This window comes from Arthrobacter sp. JB02-1C (assembly GCF_057748045.1).
The window spans coordinates 2187164-2203983 of record NZ_CM173235.1 but is presented as its reverse complement, the minus strand read 5'-3'; the positions used below and the strand labels follow the sequence as shown (position 1 = coordinate 2203983).

At 70.3% G+C, this 16820-nt stretch carries 12 protein-coding genes; 3 read left to right on the top strand and 9 right to left on the bottom strand.

Annotated features, from left to right (window positions below):
• Positions 1-65 precede the first annotated feature (65 nt).
• Positions 66-1781: a dolichyl-phosphate-mannose--protein mannosyltransferase gene (locus AC3ANP_RS10505; RefSeq protein ID WP_488333022.1), complete on the top strand. Its 1716-nt coding sequence runs from the start codon at positions 66-68 to the stop codon at positions 1779-1781.
• A 61-nt stretch (positions 1782-1842) separates the two neighbouring features.
• Entirely contained in the window at positions 1843-3672 is a 1830-nt protein-coding gene (locus tag AC3ANP_RS10500) for an AMP-dependent synthetase/ligase (RefSeq protein WP_488330127.1), read from the top strand.
• A 78-nt stretch (positions 3673-3750) separates the two neighbouring features.
• Here the strand turns inward: AC3ANP_RS10500 and AC3ANP_RS10495 are convergent, their stop codons facing one another.
• The 6 genes from AC3ANP_RS10495 to AC3ANP_RS10470 all read right to left on the bottom strand — a co-directional run bounded on the left by AC3ANP_RS10495 (position 3751) and on the right by AC3ANP_RS10470 (position 10208).
• Positions 3751-4995, bottom strand: a complete 1245-nt coding sequence (locus AC3ANP_RS10495) for a TIGR01906 family membrane protein (RefSeq protein ID WP_488330126.1) — start codon at positions 4993-4995, stop codon at positions 3751-3753.
• A gap of 141 nt (positions 4996-5136) precedes the next feature.
• Positions 5137-6336, bottom strand: coding sequence for a L,D-transpeptidase (locus AC3ANP_RS10490; protein WP_488330125.1), 1200 nt, complete (start codon positions 6334-6336; stop codon positions 5137-5139).
• Between the two features lie 155 nt (positions 6337-6491).
• Complete coding sequence (locus AC3ANP_RS10485; protein WP_488333021.1) at positions 6492-7715, bottom strand: L,D-transpeptidase; 1224 nt, start codon at positions 7713-7715, stop codon at positions 6492-6494.
• A 158-nt stretch (positions 7716-7873) separates the two neighbouring features.
• Complete coding sequence (gene ahcY, locus AC3ANP_RS10480) at positions 7874-9352, bottom strand: adenosylhomocysteinase (protein WP_488330124.1); 1479 nt, start codon at positions 9350-9352, stop codon at positions 7874-7876.
• A gap of 138 nt (positions 9353-9490) precedes the next feature.
• Positions 9491-9739 (bottom strand): Trm112 family protein, encoded by a 249-nt coding sequence (locus AC3ANP_RS10475; RefSeq protein ID WP_488330123.1) that lies wholly within the window; start codon positions 9737-9739, stop codon positions 9491-9493.
• A gap of 82 nt (positions 9740-9821) precedes the next feature.
• Positions 9822-10208, bottom strand: coding sequence for a DUF3499 domain-containing protein (locus AC3ANP_RS10470; RefSeq protein WP_488330122.1), 387 nt, complete (start codon positions 10206-10208; stop codon positions 9822-9824).
• A gap of 131 nt (positions 10209-10339) precedes the next feature.
• Here AC3ANP_RS10470 and AC3ANP_RS10465 point away from each other — a divergent pair, with 131 nt between their 5' ends.
• Positions 10340-10840, top strand: coding sequence for a metallopeptidase family protein (locus AC3ANP_RS10465; RefSeq protein WP_488330121.1), 501 nt, complete (start codon positions 10340-10342; stop codon positions 10838-10840).
• Positions 10841-10871: 31 nt separating this feature from the next.
• Here the strand turns inward: AC3ANP_RS10465 and AC3ANP_RS10460 are convergent, their stop codons facing one another.
• Genes AC3ANP_RS10460 through AC3ANP_RS10450 form a run of 3 tightly spaced genes read right to left on the bottom strand, consistent with a single transcriptional unit; the run spans position 10872 to position 16523 of the window.
• Complete coding sequence (locus tag AC3ANP_RS10460; protein WP_488330120.1) at positions 10872-12614, bottom strand: DUF5719 family protein; 1743 nt, start codon at positions 12612-12614, stop codon at positions 10872-10874.
• Entirely contained in the window at positions 12607-15948 is a 3342-nt protein-coding gene (locus tag AC3ANP_RS10455) for a glycosyltransferase family 2 protein (RefSeq protein ID WP_488330119.1), read from the bottom strand. The genes AC3ANP_RS10460 and AC3ANP_RS10455 overlap by 8 nt, the downstream gene beginning before the upstream one ends.
• A 29-nt stretch (positions 15949-15977) precedes the next feature.
• Positions 15978-16523, bottom strand: a complete 546-nt coding sequence (locus AC3ANP_RS10450; protein ID WP_488330118.1) for a WhiB family transcriptional regulator — start codon at positions 16521-16523, stop codon at positions 15978-15980.
• Between the last annotated feature and the right edge of the window lie 297 nt (positions 16524-16820).

Here is a 16820-nt window from a genome sequence, read left to right as displayed (position 1 = left end):
GGGCGGCGCGCGGGACCGGGGATCCGGGCCATGAACGGTAGCATGGCAAGGTGACGCAGACCCCCATGCGGCCTGCCAAGGCCGGTCCAGCCGCGCCGGCGCGTGCCGAATCCGGTACGGACAGCACCCGCCGCCCAGCCAACACCGGCCGGAACCTGGAAGGACACCGCTGGATCAGCAGGCCCGGGACCGCGTTCACGCCCGATGCCCTGGCTGAGCGGCTGGTCGGCAATATCCGCAGCTGGCGGGACTTTCCGCCCTCGCTCCGGCTCTGGTTCTGGCTCATCCCGGCGCTGACCGCGCTGCTCGGCGGCATCCTGCGCTTCGTCCGGCTCGACACCCCGCACAGCCTCGTCTTCGATGAGACCTACTACGTCAAGGACGGGTATTCCCTCCTGGTCAGCGGCTACGAGCGGGCCTGGCCGGACAAGGCCAACGATTCCTTCATCGCCGGCCACCCCGGCGTCCTGCTGGACAGCCCGGAATACGTGGTGCACCCGCCGGTGGGCAAGTGGATGATCGCGGCCGGCATGTGGCTGTTCGGCCCCGAGAGCTCTTTCGGCTGGCGTTTCGGTGCCGCCCTGACCGGGACGCTGTCGATCTTCCTGATAGCCCTGATCGCGCAGAAGTTGTTGCGTTCACTGACGCTGGGCGCCGTGGCGGGCGTGCTGCTGGCCGTGGACGGGCACCACCTGGTGATGTCCCGCACGTCCCTGCTGGACATCTTCCTGATGTTTTGGGTTCTGGCCGCCTTCGGCGCCCTGCTGATGGACCGCGACGACGGCAGGCGCCGGCTCGCGGCACGGCTGGGCCGGCAGGCCGCCGCCTCCCCCGGCGGCGTTCCGTCGCGCCTGCAGCTGGCCGCCGGACCGTGGCTGGGGATCCGCTGGTGGCGGCTGGCCGCGGGGGTGTGCCTTGGACTGGCCGTCGGCACCAAATGGTCGGCCCTGTTTTTCCTGGCCGGCTTTGGCCTGCTGACGGTGTTCTGGGATCTCAGTGCCCGCCGGATCGCCGGGGTCCACGGCTGGATCACCGGCGGCATCCTCAAGGACGGCGTCCCCGCCTTCCTGAGCATCGTCCCGGTCGCCGCCCTGGTGTACACCGCCACCTGGACGGGCTGGTTCCGTTCCAGCAATGCCTATTACCGGCACTGGGCCGAGAGCAATCCCTCAGCGGAGTGGGGCTGGGTCCCCGCTTCGCTCCGTTCGCTGGCGCACTACCACCTGGAGGCGTACAAGTTCCACCAGGGCCTCAGCGCCGAGCATCCCTACGAGGCGAGTGCCTGGAGCTGGCTGGTGATGGGCCGCCCGACGTCGTTCTACTACGAGTCGCTAAAGCAGGGCGCCTCCGGGTGCGAGCTGCCCAGCTGCACCTCGGCCATCCTCTCGGTCGGCAATCCGCTCATCTGGTGGAGCGCGGCCGTCTGCCTGGGTGTCCTGCTGTTCTGGTGGATCGGCCGGCGCGACTGGCGCGCCGGCGCGGTCCTGGCGGGCGTCGGCGCCGGCTACCTGCCCTGGTTCATGTACCCCGAACGCACCATGTTCTACTTTTACGCTGTCTCCTTCGAACCGTTCCTGGTGCTTGCCCTGGCCTACTGCCTGGGCCTGGTCCTGGGCCGGCGGACGGATCCGCTCTGGCGGCGGCGCTCCGGGCTTTACCTGGTGGCGGTGTTCGTCGTTGGGGCGGTGCTGCTCTCGGCCTACTTCTACCCGGTCTGGACCGGGGAACTGATTTCATACCAGGACTGGCGGTTCCGGATGTGGATGCCGTCCTGGATCTAGGGCAGGATAACTAGCGGAGCCCGGGGCCGCCGGGACCGGTAACGGATCGGGAGGGACGGGTTTGAGAGAAGCTAGCACCGGGCTGCTCGTGGAGCTGGATCCGGCCAGCAATGTGACGGATCTGCTGCTGGAGCAGCACGCCAAGGATCCGGTGCACCCGCTCTACGCCCGCAAAGGCCCGTCGGGCTGGACCGACGTGCCCGCCCAGCAGTTCCTGGCACAGGTCAGGTCACTGGCCAAAGGCCTGATCGCCGGCGGCCTGTCCCGGGGCGAGACGGTCGCTGTCATGTCCGCAACCCGTTACGAATGGACCCTGGTGGACTTCGCGGTCTGGTTCGCCGGGGGCGTGAGCGTGCCGATCTATGAGACGTCGTCGGCCAGCCAGGTCGAGTGGATCCTGCACGACTCCGGAGCCCGCAGGGTCTTCGTGGAGGACCAGGCGAAGGCGGCGCTGGTCCAGGGCGTTTTGGACGGTTCCGGGCTGTTGGCGGAACGGGTCCCCGGCATCGTCCGGATGGACTACGACGGCGACGCCCCCAACCTCGCCAGCCTCGCGGCGGCCGGCGCCGGGATCTCAGACGCCGAACTCGAGCGGCAGCGGTCCGCGGCCGGGCTGGCAGACGTGGCATCCCTGGTCTACACCTCGGGCACGACGGGACGCCCCAAGGGCTGCGAGATCACGCACGGCAACTTCGCCCTGGTCGCGAAGAACATCATCCTGTTCCTGCCGGAGATTCTGCTGCAGCCGCGCACCAGGACGCTGATGTTCCTGCCGCTGGCCCATGTCCTGGCCCGCGCCGTCCAGGTGATCTGCCTCAGCGCGGGCACCACGGTGGGCCATACTTCCAATGCCCAGGAACTCCTGTCCGACCTTGGAACGTTCAAGCCCAGCTTCCTGCTGGCGGTCCCCAGGATCTTCGAGAAGGTATACGCCGGGGCTGCCCAGAAGGCGGCCGCGGCCGGCAAGGACAGGCTGTTCGGCACCGCCGCCGCCACCGCGATTGAGTACTCAAAGGCGGTTGACGCCGCCAACCGCGGCGAGGGCACCGGACCGGGCCTGGTCCTGCGCGCCAAACGGGGCCTCTTCGACAAGGTGCTGTATCCGAAACTGCGGCAGGCGTTCGGCGGAGAGCTCGGCTACACGGTGTCCGGGGCGAGCCCGCTCCGTTCCAGCGACGCGCACTTCTTCCGCGGTGCCGGGATTCCGGTCCTCGAAGGCTATGGCCTGACCGAGACGACGGCGCCGTGTACGGCCAACACACCCACCCGCACCAAGGTCGGGACGGTGGGGATCCCGGTGCCCGGCACCACCATCAGGATCGCCGACGACGGCGAGGTTCTGGTCAAGGGCATCGGCGTCTTCAAGGGCTACCACGCGAACGCAACCGCCAACGCCGAGGCCTTCGTGGACGGTTTCTTCCGCACGGGCGACCTCGGCTCCCTCGACGCCGACGGCTTCCTGACCATCACCGGGCGGAAGAAGGACCTGCTGGTCACCGCCGGCGGCAAAAACGTCGCTCCGGGACCGCTGGAGGAGAAGATCCGGGAACATCCGCTGGTGGCCCAGGCTGTGGTGGTCGGCGACGGCCGGCCGTTCGTCTCCGCCCTGGTGAACCTGGATCCGGAAGGTCTGCAGAGCTGGTGCGCCGCACGGCGCCGGCCGGTGCTGGCAACGACGGAGGCCGCCGCCGACGGGGAGGTCCGGGCCGCGATCCAGGCTGCCGTCGACGAAGCCAACACCCTGGTCTCGAAGGCCGAGTCAATCCGCGGCTTCGTGGTGCTGGGCGCCGACTTCACCGTCGAGTCCGGGCATCTGACGCCGTCCCTGAAGCTGAAGCGTTCCGCCGTGGTGCGGGACTTTTCCACCGAGATCGACGGGATCTACGGCTAGGTCCCAGGACCGGACGCGAAAGCGGCAGCCACCCTCGGGTGCCTGCCGCTTTCGGCTTTCCGGTTTCCGGTTCCTTGGCTAGCGCTCCTGCGCGGTGCCGGCCCGCTCGCCGGTCGAATCCTCGCCGCCGACTTCATCGGCTCCGCCGGCGCTGTTTCCACCGGCGCTGGGCGACTGGCTTGCGCCGGCGCCGGTCCGGGATTCCGCAGAGCCATTCCGGCGCCTGAAACGCCTGCCCTTGGGCGCTGCCGGGTCAGCCGCCTCTGCGGCATCCGCCTGGGCATTGAGCGCGGCCTGGGCCTTGGCCGCGGCCTTGCGCGGCGGGAGTCCGCGGCGTTTCCGGGTCGGCCAGGTCAGGATGAGGGTGACGATGGCGGCGAGCAGGACCAGGCCGCCGATCGTGATGCCGGCATCAACCCAGAACTGGCCCGGGAACAGGCGGATCAGCGTGTCCTGCAGCGAGAACGTCCAGGTGCCGTTGGCGAAGAACACCCGGTGGAACTCGGTGAAGAACTGTTCCCAGCCCAGGACCGCCAACACGCCGAGGCCGATGATGATCACGAGGGTTGCGATGGAGCCGGCGAAAAGGCCCCGGCGGACGCCGCCGTTGCGGCGGCGCCGGAGGTAGAGGATGGCGATCAGGCTGAGGAGGGCCAGCACCGCCCCTGCGCCGAGGGAGGACAGCATGACAAGCTTTACGTCGGCCATGTGGCTGACTTCGCCGTCCTTGAACAGCTTGTCCCCGCTGCGGGCGACCAGGTCGCCGAGGTAACGCGGGCCGGACCAGTTGCTCAGGTAGTCGACGGCGTAGGAACCGTAGGTCATCCGGTCGTCGGTGTTGAAGCCGTAGCCGTCGCCCGGGAAGCCCGGGCGGTTGTACTCCACCCAGAGAAACAGCGGTGTGGCTACGGTCCGGACCGCGAGCACCAGCAGGATCACCGGATAGCAGACCGCCAGCAGCACCTGCAGGACGCGGGGCGCCACCGGCTTCGCGTTGGCAGCGTGTTCGCGTTCGGCGTTCCGGCGCTCCACTTCTTCCTGGGGCGGCCTAAGCTGCAGCGCCGAGGTCGACGGCGAGGCACCGGCGCCGCCGTCGTCCCCGCCGGCAGCGGTAGCACCGGGGGTCACGCCGCCCGTTGCGGCGGGGTTGTCAGCGTCGGCGGCGGCGGCCATCCGCTCGGCCCGCCGGCCCTGGCGCTCACCCGCCGCCGGAGCTGCCCCCGCGGCCGGCTTCATCCACTCGAAGGCGGGCTCGTCGTCGTCCTCGACCGGCTCCACGGGGGGAGCCTGCCGGTTCGGAGGGGTGGGACTCGTATCAGTCACTGCAGCTTCGCTTCCGTAGGCTTCCGCGCCGCCGGACCCGGTCCGGCGGCGCCACATATCTGACGTCGAGCCTACCGTCCGTGCCTCACCGGCGGCGAGGTGCCACCCCGTGGACCGCCGATTTGGGGCATTTTCCCGGCGTCAGCGTTTGGCGTACTGGGCCCAGGGGATGTTCCAGTCGCCGAAACCTTCGAGCGGCTCGACGGCCGGGGCACCGGTGTTGAGGGTCTGGACCACGTCCCCGGTCTTCATGTTGTTGAAGAACCATTGCGCATCCGCCGGGAGCAGGCCGACACAGCCGTGCGAGACGTTGGACCGGCCCACGGCACCCCAGGCGGATTCCAGTGCCTGGTGGACGTACACGCCCGAGGTGGTGAGCCGGTTGGCGTGCTCCACGGTCAGCGGCGGGTAGTAACCCTTGTCCCCCGGTTTCAGGCCGATGCTGCCGGCGTTGAACTTGGAGAAGCGTTCCTGTTCCATGATCACCGCGTAGCCGGTCGGCGACAGCCAGTCCGGGCTGCCGAGAGTGACCGGGGCGGTGCGGACGAGTTTCCCGTCGAAGTAGACCTTCATCGTCTTGCTGATATCGTCCACGACGGCGAGGCGCTGCGGCCCGACCGTATAGGTGACCTTGGCGTCCGCGTTGCCGACCATTTTGTTGCCGAAATCCACGCCGAAGAGCCGCAGGTCCACGGAGATCCGGGTGTTCGCGGCCCAGAAGGTTTCCGGCCTGATCCGGACCCGGCGGTCCGAGTACCAGCGCCAGGCGACGGCCTGGCCGGAGGACGCCGTGACGGCCACGGCCTTTTCGAGGGCCGCCTTGTTGAGGACCGGCTCACTGAAGACGATTTCGATCGGCTGGCCCGCCCCGATGGTGCTGCCGTTGAGCGGGTAGACGGCGGCGTCGGCTTCGTTGGCCTTCGCGACGGTGGAGAAGGTCCGGCTCTGCCTTGTCTCGCGACCGGCAAGGTCAACGACCGTGAAGCCGTACCGGTAGCTGGTATCAAACTCCAGCGGGTCCTCGGCGGTCCAGGTGGAGCCGTCGGGACCGGTCATACCGGGCACGGCGGCGCCGCCCGACTCCGGCCGGAGTTCCACGTCCTTGACAGTGCCATTGACGACCTTGACGGAGGGAAGGGCTGCGGGGTTGACGCCCTTGGCGCCGTCGGTCGGTGTCGCCCCCAGCTCCACCGCTTTCACCACGGGCGCTGCCAGGCCCGCGACATTGCGCATCGGTGAGGAGGCTTCCGACGGAAACGCACTGTCCGCCCAGACCGGCGCGGTGGCCGCGCCGATCCCGCCGGCGCCGACGGCGAGGCAGAGCCCGACGACGGCCAGCATCTTTCCCCGGACTTTCCCCGTGGCGTCGGCCCTGCGCCGGCTTCCCGGTCTGCTGCCCGCTGTGCTGCTCCCTGCTGTGCGGCGCCCGGCCGGGCGCGCGTTCACCGGCTGGTCCATGCTGTCCCCCAAATGACTGTCCGTCCTTGTCCTGCTAATTAGTTCGCGTACTGCGCCCAGGGGATGTTCCAGTCCCCGAAACCGTCGTCGAAGTTGGCGTAGTCGCCCTCGGTGTTGACGACGTGGACGACATCGCCCGCGGTCATGTTGTCGTAGACCCACTGCGCACCGTCCGGTCCGAGGCCGATGCAGCCGTGGGACAGGTTGACCTTGCCGATGTACGGCATCGCCGAGTCCGTGGCCTGGTGGATGAACTCCCCGCTGGGGGTCAGGCGGGTGGCGAAGTTGACGTCCAGCTCGCCGTAGTACGCCGGGTCGCCCGGTTTGAGTCCGATCGTGGAGGCGTCCATGTGCTCCACCCGGTATTTCTCCATCAGGACCAGGTACCCGCGCGCGGACGGGAACCGGGTATCCCCCATGGTGGCCGGCCACTCACCGACCTGCTTGTCGTTGATAAACGCCTTGAAGGTGTGCGCGGTGGCGTCCGCGACGGCCACCTTCTTGTCGCCGATGTGCACCGTGACCGACTTGTTGAAGTTGCCGATCTGCCCTTTTCCGAGGTCGACGCCGAACAGCTTCAGGTCCATGGTGACAGTGCTGTTGGCCGTCCAGAAGTTTTCCGGCCGGTAGCGGACCATGGTGTTGCTGAACCAGTGGAAGTCGCCGGCCTGGCCTGCGCTGGAGCTGATCTTGATGGCCTTTTCCACCGCGTCCCGGTTCAGCACCGGCTCACTGAAGGTGATCTGCAGGGGCTGCGCCACTCCCACCCTCATTCCGTCCAGTGGGTAGATGGCCGCATCGGCCTCATTGGCGGTGGAGACCGTGCTGAAGCTGCGCGTGGTGTTCGTGGTGCGGCCCGCACCGTCCGTAACGGCGTAGGTGTAGTTGTAGCGCGTGTTGAACTTCAGCGGCGCGGACGCGGCCCAACTGGCGCCGTCGGCGCTCAAAGTCCCCGCGACGGCATCACCGGCAGCACTGGTGAGGGCAGCCCGCTCGATCCGGCCGTTGCCGACCTTGAGGGTCACTGGTGCGGCCGGGTTGACCTGGGTGGCGGCGTCCGCCGGCGCGGCACTGACCTGCACCGGGGGAACCACCGGGAACGCCAGTCCCGGCATTGCCCGCTCCGGGGAGGCAGCCTCCGAAGCGAACGACGGGTGCGCCAGGGGTCCGGCCGCGGCGAACACGCCGCCACCGGCGGCCAGGGCGCATACCGCCGCCAGCACGGCGGCTTTCCGGCCGGCGCTCCAGCGCTTCGGGGCGATCACGATAGTGGGATCCTTCCAGGGGCTACGTTGAAAGCATAGGCCAGATTCGACGCGAAACTGCGCCCCCGGCTGCCACGATCCGGTTACGGCCGCCGGACGGCAGCGACCGGGCCCCGGACCGCGAAGTCCGGGGCCCGGCGCTGTCCGCCCGGAGCTTAGTAGCGGTAGTGCTCCGGCTTGTAGGGGCCGGCCGGGTCGAGGTCAAGATAGGCGGCCTGTTCCTTGGTCAGCTCGGTGAGCTCGGCGCCGAGGGCGTCCAGGTGCAGCCGGGCCACCTTCTCGTCGAGGACCTTCGGCAGGACGTACACCTGCTTCTCGTACTCCCGCTCGCCCTCCGGCTGCCCGGCCTTGGTGAACAGTTCGATCTGGGCGATGGTCTGGTTGGCGAAGGAGTTGCTCATCACGAAGGACGGGTGGCCGGTGGCGTTGCCGAGATTCAGCAGCCGGCCCTCGGAGAGCACGATGATGGAGCGCTGCTCCTCGGTGCCGGAGTCGAAGACCCATTCGTGCACCTGCGGCTTGATTTCGACCTTCTTGATGCCGGGGATCCGGGCGAGGCCGGCCATGTCGATCTCGTTGTCGAAGTGGCCGATGTTGCCCACGATCGCCTTGTCGCGCATCCCGGCCATGTGCTCGGCCATGATGACGTCCTTGTTGCCGGTGGTGGTGATGAAGATGTGGCCCTCGGCCAGGACGTTCTCCAGCGTTGCCACCTGGTAGCCGTCCATGGCCGCCTGCAGCGCGCAGATGGGGTCGATCTCGGTCACGATCACCCGCGAGCCCTGGCCGCGGAACGCCTCCGCGGCGCCCTTGCCGACGTCGCCGTAGCCGCAGACGACGGCGACCTTGCCGCCCATCAGCACGTCGGTGGCCCGGTTGATGCCGTCGGGCAGGGAGTGCCGGATGCCGTACTTGTTGTCGAACTTGCTCTTGGTGACCGAGTCGTTGACGTTGATCGCCGGGAACAGCAGCTTGCCCTGCTCCGCGAGCTGGTACAGGCGGTGCACGCCGGTGGTGGTTTCCTCGGTCACGCCGAGCAGGCGGGAGCCGATCCGGGTCCACTTCTGCGGGTCCTTTTCGAGCGAGGCGCGCAGCACGGACAGGAAGACCCGGCCCTCCTCGGATTCGTCATCGGACGTCGCCGGCACGGCACCGAGGGCTTCGAACTCGGCGCCCTTGTGCACCAGCATGGTGGCGTCACCGCCGTCGTCGAGGATCATGTTCGGTCCCAGGTCCGGGTTGCTGTCCGCACCGGGCCAGGTCAGGATCTGCTCGGCGGTCCACCAGTATTCCTCGAGCGTCTCGCCCTTCCAGGCAAACACCGGCACGCCCTGCGGGTCCTCGACGGTGCCCTTGCCGACGACGACGGCCGCGGCGGCCTCGTTCTGGGTGGAGAAGATGTTGCAGGAGGCCCAGCGGACCTCGGCGCCGAGGGCGGTGAGGGTTTCGATCAGCACGGCGGTCTGCACCGTCATGTGCAGCGACCCGGCGATCCGGGCGCCCTTGAGCGGCTGGCTGGGGCCGAATTCCTCGCGCAGGGACATCAGGCCGGGCATCTCGTGCTCGGCCAGACGGATCTGGTGCCGGCCGGCCTCGGCCAGCGAGATGTCGGCAATTTTGTAGTCGAAAGTCATGGGGATCCTTTGGGGGTTACCGGGTCAAGCTGTGCGGACAGGCAGTGGTTCGGCGCCGGAGCGCCGGGCGATGGGCCGGCGGCTCGCTGTTCCGGCCGCGGTGATCCGCTGCCGGGGCTGGCCGGGAGCCGGGAGGTATTACCCTGCCGTGTGCGGGGCGGCTGCGCCGGTCCCGCCGCCGTCGTGCTGGTCCGAGGGGGCAGCAGCGGCGGCTGCCACCAGCTCCGGCGGCAGCAGCAGCGGAATGCCGTCCTCGATGGCGTAGCGGAGGCGTTCGCCGCCAGTGTCCTCGCCGGCCGTGACAAGTTCCTCCCCCTCCTGGACCAGCGCCGAACCGGTAACGGGGCAGCGCAGGACAGACAACAGTTCGGGACTGATCAGTGACATGGTGGAGGCTCCCTGGGGGCGGCGCGGCAGGCGCCGGTGGCCGACGCAGATTTCATTGTCCAGCCTACCGCCAGTTCGGGATTCAGGACGGTTCGCGCAGGACGCGCAGGTGCCCCCGGCGTGTTCCCTCGGCGGCTGCCGGGGCCTCCAGTGCCGGGTGGGCCGCCCGCTGCCCTTGGCCCGGCTCTGTCGCTGCGGGCCTGGCGGCCTCACGGACCGCGTTGGCCAGGGCCAGCAGGTCGTCGGGGCCGGGCCCGGCCGGAGTGGCGGGCATCGCGAGCCGCAGGACTTCCCAGCCGCGCGGAACCGTCAGGGAGTCGGCATGCTGCTCGCACAGGTCGTAGCAGTGCGGTTCGGCGTAGGTGGCCAGCGGGCCCAGCACAGCGGTGGAGTCGGCGTAGACGTACGTCAAAGTCGCCACCGCCGAATTGCGGCAGGCTGACCTGGAACACTGACGAATTGCACCCACGACATCACAGACTACCCCTCCCCACCGGCTGACCGGTGTATTGAAACGCTGCTGTGCACCGGAGCAGGGCGTGCCCGCGGCGGGGAGGCCGCCGTGTCGCAGAATTCCGGCGCCGGGTTTAGAGTCAAGCTATGCAGTCATCGCACCTAGAACCCGGCTTTACGGTCCGGTTGGCTGACCCTGCAGGCAGCGGCTCAGCCCAGGGCAAGAGCTTCCGCGACCGCCGCAGGAACCGGCACGGCCGCGGCCTGCGCGGCGAACTGATGCTTCCCACCCTGCCCGGCTACCGGACGCGCTCCGACCGTTTCGATGACCTTGTCCTGGATTCGGCCCAGCGCCTGCACGATATCTGGGGCAAGCCGCTGGACGGCGTCCGCTTCGCCGTGGAGGAGATCCCGCCCGGGCTGGAACAGCTCGTGGCCGACGGGGCGCCCGCGCCGATGGGCGCGTATGCCCCGGCTGCGGCCGGGGACGGTCCCGTGATCACGCTGTACCGGCGGGTCGTGGAACAGGCCTGCGGGAGCCCCGAGGAACTGCAGGACCTGGTGCACGACGTGGTGGTGGAGCGGACGGCGGAAATGCTCGGCGTCCCGCCGGAATCCCTGGATCCGGTCTACCGCCGCCGCTACTGACCGACCCCACGTACAGCTCTGCGGGGTGCGGCTAGTAGCCCAGGACGACCGGGACCTGCTCCTGGCCCGCGGGCCCGGGCGCCACCGGCACAGTGGCGATATCCGCCGCGCCGTCCTGCTGCAGCATGACCGCACCGTACGCCGCGCCGCCGGCCCCGGACACGAGGTAGCCCACCAGCGGCGAGCCACCCACCTCCCCGGGGATCCGGACCGACGCGGTGGTCCCGCCGGCGATGTCCGCCGTCGCCGCTGCCCGGACTTTGCCGTCGGCGGTGATCGGCGTGTACGTGACCGTGGCCCGGTCTTCCGGTGCCCCGAACATCAGGAACCTGGCGCCACCGGCCGGGACGGCCGCCACGTGCTGGCTCCCGAGCCGTGCCGCCGAGGGTGCCCAGGCGAAATCGGCGGCGTCCTCCGCTTTCAGGCCGCGGCTGACGCGGACGGCAGCGGCAAAAGAAACGTCCGAAGCGGCAGAGACGGTGTAATGGCCGGCCGGCACGCCCGCCAGGGACACCTCTGTGACCGCTCCGGCCTTTGCGGTGACCACCCCGCCGCCGGGCAGCGGTTTCTGGCCGTCACGGCCGGACAGTTTGATGTCCACCACGGCATCCGTTGCGCCCGGGACGGTGATCTGCAGTGCCGGTTTAGCGTCGGCGAAGCCGGGCTTGGCGGAAAGGGCCGCCAGCCCGGCAGGGTCCTGGATGTCGATGCCGGTCATGACCTGCCGGGTGGCGGGCGCTGCTCCGGGTGAGATGAAGTCCACCCCTCCCGGGGTCAGCCCGCGGAGCACGCTTTGCTGGATCACGGCCGAGACCGGGCCGCCGGTGCTGCGTACCCGCACACTGAGTTGCTCCTGCCCGGGGGCCAGGCCGGCAAGGATGATCGACCGGCTGCTGCCGGGGGCGACCAACAGGCCGCGGCTTCCGGGGGCCGGGATGGCTCCCTTGGCGCCGAAAAGGTCGAGGCTGACGGTGGCCGGCGTACCGGTGGCATTGCTCAGGTTCAGGACCGCGGTCCGGCCCAGGGCAGTGTTGGCGCCAACCAGCCACAGGTCGTTCGCCGGACGCTGGCAGCCGGCGGCGGCGGTGCCGCGCAGGTCGCCGTCGGCGGCAGTGTATGCCATCACGGCGGCGGCGGCAGGCTGCCGGTTTCCCAGCGCATCGGCGCTGAGCACGCTGGCGGCATCGACGGTCCGCTGCGCCACAGCGGTCCGCAGCGCCGGCGGGCCGGCCGGGGCGGGCGTCGGCGCAGCCGTCGCCGGAGCAGCCTTGGCCAGTTCCAGCAGGGTGTTGCCGTTGAGCCCGGCGAGCCGGCTGCCGGGCAGTTCGCCGGTGTTGGAACTGAGCACCAGCGCGCTGACGGCGCTCTTGGCGGTGGCTGACTCCGGGCTGAACTGGGGGTCCGTGCCGACCGGAGTGCCTTCGAGCAGGCGTGCCGGGCCGGGGCAGATGCCGACGCTGCTGCCGGCGGGGACCGCGGCGAGCGGGGCGGCCAGTGGCCTGCTGGCCGGAGCCGCCGGTGCGAGGACGGAGGCAGCCGCAAGGCCACCGCCGGCCGCTATCAGCGCCAGGACCGAGACGATCCCGCCCACGGTGCCGGACAAACGTTTGGCCCGGGCTCCCGGCGCTGCGGGGACTGCTGGGGGGCGTACCACGCCGCGCGCCTTGCCGCCGCGTCGGCTGCGGTCCCGCCGGTCGCCCTCGGCCGAGACGGGCGGAACGGCGGCCGGGAGGGATCCGTCCGGCGGGGTGGTCGCGTCGTGGTCGTCATGCATGCTGGTGTTCCTTACGCAGCGAGCCTTCGTCCCTGGAGAGCCCGGTGTGGGGCCGTCGGGCAGGCATCGGGATGGCCAGGAGGACTGTCAGGCCGATCATGGCGCCCTGCGCAATGCCGGTCCACAGGGTCCAGGGGTTTTCGTAGCGGATGCTGAGCCGGCCGCCGTGGGCCGGCAGGGTGAAGGCCTGGGCCCACTCGGCGGAGGTTGCCGTCAGCCGCTGCCCGTCCAGCCAGGCGCTCCAGCCCGGATCAGCGCGCTCGGCGAGGACCACCAGCCGGCCGTCGGGGCCCGCGGGCACGGTGGCGTCGGCCGTGACGGCGTCCGCCGGCAGCAGCCCGGTGGTGGCCCCGGTGCCGTCGACGATCCGGACCCGGTGGGCCACGTCGGCGGCCTGGATGACCGGCTGGTTGAGCGGGCTGATCCGCCAAAGCCAGCCGACGTCGGTCTGCCCGACGGCGACCAGGCCCGGGACCGCGTCCATCCGGCTGGCGGTCAGCTGGGCTGCACTGTCCGTCGCGTCAAGCACCACGAAGCCGACGCCCAGTTGCTCGAGCTCGCGGCGCGGGTCCACACCCCGGCCGGCCACGATGGTGGCGACCACGCCGCGCAGCGAGGCAGCGACGGCGTCGTCCTCACGGACCGTCTCCTTTCCGGGTGCGCCCATCACGGGCCGGGCCGAAGCGATGGCGGACAAGGTGTCCAGCCGGGTTCCTGCGCCGCGCTCCAGGGACGCCGCGAACGCGCCGTCTTCGCGGGCGGAGATGACCAGGGTGCGCGCCTGTTCGGGGCCTTCGCCCCGGTCGATGGCGGTCGCGGGCAGGGTGCGGGCGCTGCCCGCCTGGACCAGCCTCGGGGTGCCCAGGGCGCCGCCGGCAGCCGGCGCCGAGGGTTGCAGCACATTGTGCGCGGCCCAGCCGGCGAGCCCGGCAAGGGGCCCGGCCAGCAGCAGGATCACGGCGGCGGCCGCGCTTGCGCGGACCACTACCCTGCGGAGCCGAACTTGCCGGTTCGGGACGTCGCGGCCGGCGGCGAGGGCGGCGGCAGCACCCTCCAACAGGGCCTCGGCCCCGATCAGGGCGGCTGCGAGCAGCGCGAAGCCGGCAGCCGATACCGCCGGACCGGTGAACGGGGTGACCAGGATTTCTGCACCGGCGCCGGTGGCGATGTGCCCCGCCAGCCAGCCGCCGGCCAGCATCAACAGCGCGGCCGCCCAGAAACTGCGGACCAGCCAGGCCCGGCGGCGGCCGGAAACAAAGAGTGCGCCGAGCGCGAGCAGCAGGACCGGCAGGCCGACCAGGAGGGCCAGCAGCAGCGCCCACGGGACGCCGCCGGGCCCGAACAGGGCGAGTCCGGCAACGCCGGCGCCGGCTTCAAAGCGCAGTGGCTGGCCCAGCGCCTGCTGCCAGAGCGGGGCCGCGTCGAAGCCCAGTTGCACGCCCGGGTCGGCCAGCAGGGCGCGGGGCCGGTCCAGGACCGAAAGCGCCACCGGCAGGAAGAGCGCAAGGCTGGGCAGCAACGACCACCAGACGGTGCGGCCGCGCCGTCCCAACAGCGTGCCGCAGAGTGCGACCACGACGACGGCGGGCACGAGCAGGGACGGCGCCGCCGCGGTGACGACGGCCAGGGCGAGTCCCGCTGCGGCCGCAGCGGTCCAGGACGGGGTGCCGTTGACGCCGGGTTTGGCCGGAGGGTGCTCGGTAAAGCGCCGCTCCCCCGGGGCCGGAACCGCGTAGCGGCCCCGGCCCGGGACGGACCCGGTGGCGCGAAGCAGGGCCAGGACCAGCAGCGGCAACATCAGATGTGCGACCAGCGCACCGAGGCGGCCCTGGTTGAGGGACACCTGCAGGGCGGGGGCACCGGCCCAGACCAGCGCGGAAGCAAGCCGCAGCCGGCGCCGCTGGGTCAGCGCGCCGGCAGCAAACCAGGCGGTCAACGCGGAGAGCGGCATGGCCAGGATCAGCAGCCAAACCGTGGCGCCGCTGGCGTTCCCGGCGCCGAGGACACCGAGCAGCCACAGCACGTAACCGAAAGGGTCGCCGTGGCCGGGCAGGCCGGCGCCCAGGGCTATCCACCAGCTCGAAGCGTGGTCCCAGATCTCGCCCAGGCCGGCGGACACCGGAAGCAGGGCACCGCCGGTGGCGGCCTCCGCCCGGATCAGTCCCAGCAACCCCACGAGTGAAGCCGCCGCACTGACCAGCACCGCCAGGAGGGCTCCGTTGCCCACCCAGCCCCGGTCGGTGGTGCCGAGGGCAGTGAAATCGTCGGTGGAGTCGCCGCTGGGCTGTTCGGCCAGCGGGTCCCGGCTGCCGGCGAAGTCGTCGGAATCATCAGCACCAAGCGCTTCCATCAGGGAGCGGCGGTGCGCCCACACCTCGCGCCGCGGCGTCTGCAGACCCTTGATGACCGAGCGCCGGATACGCCGGGTCCGGGCCGCCGTCTGGCGGCCGCGGATCACGGCAGCGGGCCGGCCCAGCGCGCCGAGCGTGGCCAGCAGCTGCGAGAACCCGTGGCCCGGGTCCTTGACCGCGACGCTGAGGACGAGTTTGAACAGGCTGCCCAGCAGGGCGCCGAGCGCATGCAGCGGCACCTTCCAGGCCGGGGCATGCTTGAGCCGGAGGTACACCTGGGCCCTGCGTGCCGCCGTCGCGTTTCCCAGCGCGTGCGGCCGGTGCGAGACGTGGAACATCCGGGCGCTCGGGACCACCACTACGCGGTGCCCCGCGAGCCGGTTGCGCCAGCAGAAATCGACGTCGTCGCCGCTGCCCGGCAGGGCCGGGTCGAAGCCGCGCAGCTCCTCCCACACGTCGCGCCGGACCAGCATGCCCGCGGAGTTGACGGCGAAGGTATCGGTGCGGCCGTCATACTGGCCCTGGTCGAGTTCGTCGGCTTCGATCAGGGTGAGGCGCTCGGCCCAGCGGCTGGTGGAAAGGCCGACGTCGATCAGCCGGCGGCCGGCGTGCCAGTCAAGCTGTTTGCAGCCGGCGACGGTGACCGAAGGCGCTCGCTCGACGGCGTGCAGCAGTTCGGCCAGCGCTTCGGGGGCCGGCGCGGCGTCGTCGTGCAGCAGCCAGATCCACTCGGCGCCGGCGGACCCGCTTTTCCGGCTCTCCGGCGCGAGCGCCTGGAGGGCCGCCTGCACGGCGGCTCCCATCCCGCCCTTGAGGTGGTCGGCAACGGTCACGCTGGAACTGCCCAGGGCCTGTTCGAGGAGGGCCGCGGAGTGGTCGCGCGAGCCGGTATCGATGCCGATCGCGGCGTCCGCCGGCCGGGTTTGCGCCGCCAAAGCCGCGAGGGTCCTGGGGAGATAATCACCGCCGTTGTGGGCTACCACAACGGCGGTGACGTGTACTTCCTGAAGAATTAGACTGCCCGCTTCCGAAGCCGGCGGCGTTCCCGCTCCGAAAGTCCGCCCCAGATCCCGAAGCGCTCGTCATTGGACAAGGCGTACTCCAGGCACTGCGACCGCACGTTGCAGGCGCCGCACACTTTTTTGGCGTCGCGGGTGGAGCCGCCCTTTTCCGGGAAGAAAGCCTCCGGGTCGGTTTGGGCGCACAGCGCATCCGTCTGCCAGCCCAGTTCGCCTTCATCGTCGAAGACCTGCTGGGAGCCCAAGCCGATCCAGACCGGCTGGGCGGTGGTCCGGGAGTGCAGAGTCTGCAGTTCCATCGGCGGATCGAGCGGATCATGGTCCGCCTCCGGCGTTGCCGTCTGGAGCGCCTCGTGGGCCGCAAGGAAGGCCGTCGCCTGGTCCTGCAGCGCATCCTGGGTGCGTTCGTTGTACCGTTCCGCGGCGTCCGGGTCGGCCGGGTCCAGGTACCAGTCGCTCGGCACCCCGCGTGAACGGTGTTTTGCCGTCGCCTGTCCGGCGGTGACTTCATCTTCATGGATACGCTCTGCAAGCCCCATTGGCGTTCCCTCTCTGATTTTGCAGCCGCTGCCTGACCCTCGGACACTCGGTTGAGTGCCGGCTGTTGCACATCGGCTTTCGTTACCTAATTACACGCGTGTAAGTATCCTGGAGTCAAGCCACGGCGGGAATAATAATCAGGATGTGGTGCGATTTGCTGCCACGCCACGCCCGGGATTTTTGTGCCGCCCGTCCGGGTGACGGCAAACTGCCCCGCAGCCGGGCCCCTCTGGCACGAATTCCGGCCGACATTTAGGGAAATTTCGGGTGTACGGAGCTCCCCGCCCCGCACCGGG